The sequence below is a fragment of the Paraburkholderia dilworthii genome (assembly GCF_000472525.1).
GTDB lineage: Bacteria > Pseudomonadota > Gammaproteobacteria > Burkholderiales > Burkholderiaceae > Paraburkholderia > Paraburkholderia dilworthii.
Window position 1 is genome coordinate 1 of record NZ_AWZT01000116.1, and the last position, 3681, is coordinate 3681.

The following is a 3681-nucleotide window of genomic DNA, read 5'->3' on the forward strand; positions in this document are numbered from 1 at the left end:
CCTAGCATATGCTTGGTCTTATGCCTTACATCACATCGCAGACAGCCAAGGACACGTCACCGGGCCGCGCACAGCGCAAGGCGACCGCACGCTGGTGAGCGCGAGCACGCGTAAGTCGATGGGGCATTGAGCAAGATAAATGATGTTCGAGGGACGAAGTAAAACGGCGGCAATGGAGCCCCCGCTTTCCGATGCCTCGTGATTAACCCGATTGATGTCAGCGCGCCGTACTGGAAGCGGGCTTGGCTTAACCCAGCCATCCAGGACTGCGGCGAACATGGCGATCCTCTCGAAACGGTCCCGCCATCGTTGTTGCGCCAGGCGGGCAACATGCAGGGTGATCAAATCGGTCAGCCGCCATCGCATAAATGCGGCCGAACGGCAACGGCGGAGCCTTTGCTAGCGCAATTGGTCGTCCTGCTAGCAGAATTAATCAACCTCAACAACTGTAAAGTAATCCGGATCGAGCAGGAGACCGCCGAGGCAACGCCTTGGCCCCTGCGGGCTGCTGCCACCGAATAGTAAGGCGATGCAGGCGTTGCCGATCTTCCGCTCAATAAGGATGGGTAAATCTGCTCGTATCTGGTAGCTATGCGGCTCCGCCAACCATTGAGTCGCGGCCCTATGTGCGCAATCTCGATGTTCGTCAGTTTCGAGATTTCTGATCAGTCGAGGTGTTATCCCCCTTCGGTTTTTTCATGAACCGCCCAACAAGCCCCATGAACATGGGGGAAAGCGTTAGCCTGAGGATGATCGGCTCTATTGGCGCTTTCACAAGCCGGTTCAGCGGCGCCAGTTCCCCAGGCTTACGACTTTCACGGCCCATTCTTGGATTCACCGAACAACGCACCGGCATGGCCAAAGCCATGCGCCGCGCACACAGCATGTCGCGATCGCAACGGACGATGTCGTTGGTCCGTCCTTCGATGGCTTTCTGCGCATAGTCAGGATCGGCGAGCATCTGGCGAGCTTCCAGGACCAGATCGCCATGCCCGTCGGCGATGGCTTGCGCCGCTCGTAACGGGTCGTGGAGCGTGCTGAGCATCACCGGCACCGACAGCTCACGCTTGAAAACACGCGCGTCACCATTGTCAACCAGGTTCTCGCCGTCTCCGTCCGGCATCCGATTTATAGATTCATAGCAACCGTACACGAGCGCAACATAGTCGATGCCTGCCTTTTCCACTTCCTTCGCGATGGCGACAAAGCCCTCGGGTCCTTGCCCGTCCGGCATGTAGTCGTTGGCTGTGATACGTAGGCCGATGACGAAGTGAGGGCCTACGCGCTCACGAATCCCCTTCACAATGTCTACGAGCATGCGCGCGCGATTTTCAACAGAACCGCCATACTGGTCCGTCCGCCAATTCGTCCGCGGCGACATAAAGGACGCGAGGAAATAGCTCATGATTGCCGGGATTTCGACGCCGTCCCAACCAGCGCGGTGAAGCCGGTCAGCGGTAGCGACCATCTCGGTCTGAAGGCCCTCGATCTCTGCGACAGTCGCTTCTCTCGGTACGGGTGTCGCCATCTCGCCCCCGGGGATGGGCATGCCCAATACAGCGCCGCGCATAACAACGTTGATCGGGCTTGCGGAGATTACGTCGCGTCCGGGACCTGGTCGTCCCATCCGGCCCATACTGGGCGATATCTCGCCGATGATCGGAGTGCCGTGCGCATGGACTGCCGTGGCAAGTTTTGCAAGGTCAGGGAAGAATTCCTCGATGTCGGCTCTGATGCCGCCCGCAAAGGGAGTTTCCGCGATGGCGCGCGCCGCACCGCTGCAACTGACGATGATCATTCCAACGCCGCCCCGGGCCCGGGCCTCGAAAAAGGCGATGGTCTGTGCTGTCGGCTTGCCCTCTCTGGATGCGCCGGTTGCCGCCATAGGTCCCATGACCAGACGGTTCTTGAGGGTGAGCCTGTTGATATTGATGGGCTGGGAAAGAACTGCGGCTGCTTCTTTTGGCGTGGTCACTGGTATCCTCTCTGCAATGTTGTCGTTAACGATGCTTGCGGCGTCTGTGAGTACATCCGTGATGCCTGAATTCATGGCTGCACAGAAGCATGTCGGATGATCCCGTCGGGGCTACGAGTCGAATGTGAGTGGTGGCACAGGCACGTGCGTAACTGTGGGTCGCGTCTTGGGTATCGACGAACTAGCCGGACTGTGCCATCCAAGACCATTATTGTTCTTCCAGAACAAGCCGGACCAGTGCATCGCCAAAGTCCTCAGTCGTATATTTTCCCCCTGGTTTAAGCCAGGTCATGGCATGCCGCAGCGATCCGAAGATAACCTGTTCAGCGATCACGGGGTCGCAACGCAGCAGGCCAGATTCGTGACAGGCGTGAAGAGTCCGAATCCAGCTTTCGCGGTAGCGCGCCCGATATCGCTTCAGCTCCTGCAACGCAGACGGCGGGGCATCTCGCCAATCGAAATAGAGAACCATATGAAAGTCCTTCCGCTCATCATGAATGACTGCATCCAATTCCAGTCGAATCAACTCACGTAACTGACGATATGGGTCCTGATCTGCCGCGAGGACTTTGTCGAATCCAATAGAAACGGTGAGAAACGCTTCTCGCATGATCTCGACAAGCATTTCTTCCTTCGATGCGAAATGATGAAAGAGACTTCCAGACAAAAGGCCGACGGAATCGGCAATGTCCCTCACCGTTGTACCTTTGTATCCCCGCGAGCGGAATAGCGCCGCGGCGGCACGGAGGATTTTGTCGCGCGGCACTTCTTCATTGGAGCGGCGCGCACGTCTTCTCGCTGGAACCGACATGTCAGTCATCTTCATTTGGTTTCGCTGTTGCAAGTGATGTCCGCTGTATTCGCGCACATCAAGTCTCTGGGTGTAATGCCGCAGAAACGACGCACTGAGTGGCTTAAGTGTGTCAGGTCCGCATGGCCGGTCTCGAGCGCCAGCTCGGTGATGGATACCTCCGCGTCTAGACTCTCGAGGAAGTGTCTAACACGCTTCCATGCGCGCAGTTTGCGAAGCGGGATACCGACTTCCGATTTGAACAAGTGTAGCAAGCGTGAAAGGGAAACGTTGACGATGCCGGCGAGATCATTTGCGCTGTCCTGCGCGGACGGTTCCTCACGAATTCTTTCCAGCACGCGTTGGATCCGCGGATCGAGGTCGCGACGGGTGAGAGTCGCCCCGAAGATCTTCCACTCGGCATCCAGAGCGCTGAGCCTCTGCGGAGGAGCGGTCTGCTGCAAATCTCTAACGAGATGCAGCACCCGCTGCCTTAGCAGGTCCAATTGAGGCTGTCCGGCTATGTACGGCAACTCCTTTTGGAGGTCGAATACTTCAGGCTCGAGCAGGACCATGTGCACTTCGCCTTTGCTGTCGCCGGCCTGGAAGCGGTGAGGGGCGTGGTCGGGCACAACCGTGACGCAGCAGTTTTGCCAATGTTCTTCGCCCACCTGGATGCAGAATCCGTAGTCTGATTCAGACACGTAGACGACGGCAGCCCCCAAGCCGTGAACTGCGTCGGCAATTGGCATGCTGCGCAAGAGCAGCATTTCTGCAGAAGCCACAAGCAATGCTGGGCCGCACCTGCAGTGCGTGCGCTGCCAGCGTGCGGTCGCCTTGCGCTGTGCGCGGCCCGGTGACGTGTCCTTGGCTGTCTGCGATGTGATGTAAGGCATAAGACCAAGCATATGCTAGG

At 57.9% G+C, this 3681-nt stretch carries 4 protein-coding genes; 1 reads left to right on the plus strand and 3 read right to left on the minus strand.

Translation table 11 applies throughout. From position 1 onward, the window contains the following. The first annotated feature begins 198 nt into the window (after nucleotides 1-198). Nucleotides 199-522, plus strand: coding sequence for a hypothetical protein (locus F759_RS43570; protein WP_027803894.1), 324 nt, complete (start codon nucleotides 199-201; stop codon nucleotides 520-522). A gap of 124 nt (nucleotides 523-646) precedes the next feature. On the opposite strand, the gene F759_RS39860 is transcribed toward F759_RS43570, so the two are convergent. The 3 genes from F759_RS39860 to F759_RS40360 all read right to left on the minus strand — a co-directional run bounded on the left by F759_RS39860 (nucleotide 647) and on the right by F759_RS40360 (nucleotide 3550). Continuing rightward, nucleotides 647-2050 (minus strand): oxidoreductase, encoded by a 1404-nt coding sequence (locus F759_RS39860; protein WP_084534463.1) that lies wholly within the window; start codon nucleotides 2048-2050, stop codon nucleotides 647-649. 133 nt (nucleotides 2051-2183) lie between these two features. After that, a complete protein-coding gene (locus F759_RS0135290) occupies nucleotides 2184-2801 on the minus strand; it encodes a TetR/AcrR family transcriptional regulator (protein WP_027803895.1) in 618 nt (205 codons plus the stop codon). Then, nucleotides 2798-3550, minus strand: coding sequence for a helix-turn-helix domain-containing protein (locus tag F759_RS40360; protein WP_161633358.1), 753 nt, complete (start codon nucleotides 3548-3550; stop codon nucleotides 2798-2800). Before F759_RS40360 ends, F759_RS0135290 begins: the two co-directional genes overlap by 4 nt. Nucleotides 3551-3681: the final 131 nt, after the last annotated feature.

Excerpts from the sequence above, each read along its gene's own strand:
- F759_RS39860 (WP_084534463.1), bottom strand. The coding sequence starts at position 2,050 with ATGAATTCAGGCATCACGGATGTACTCACAGACGCCGCAAGCATCGTT.
- F759_RS0135290 (WP_027803895.1), bottom strand. The coding sequence starts at position 2,801 with ATGAAGATGACTGACATGTCGGTTCCAGCGAGAAGACGTGCGCGCCGC.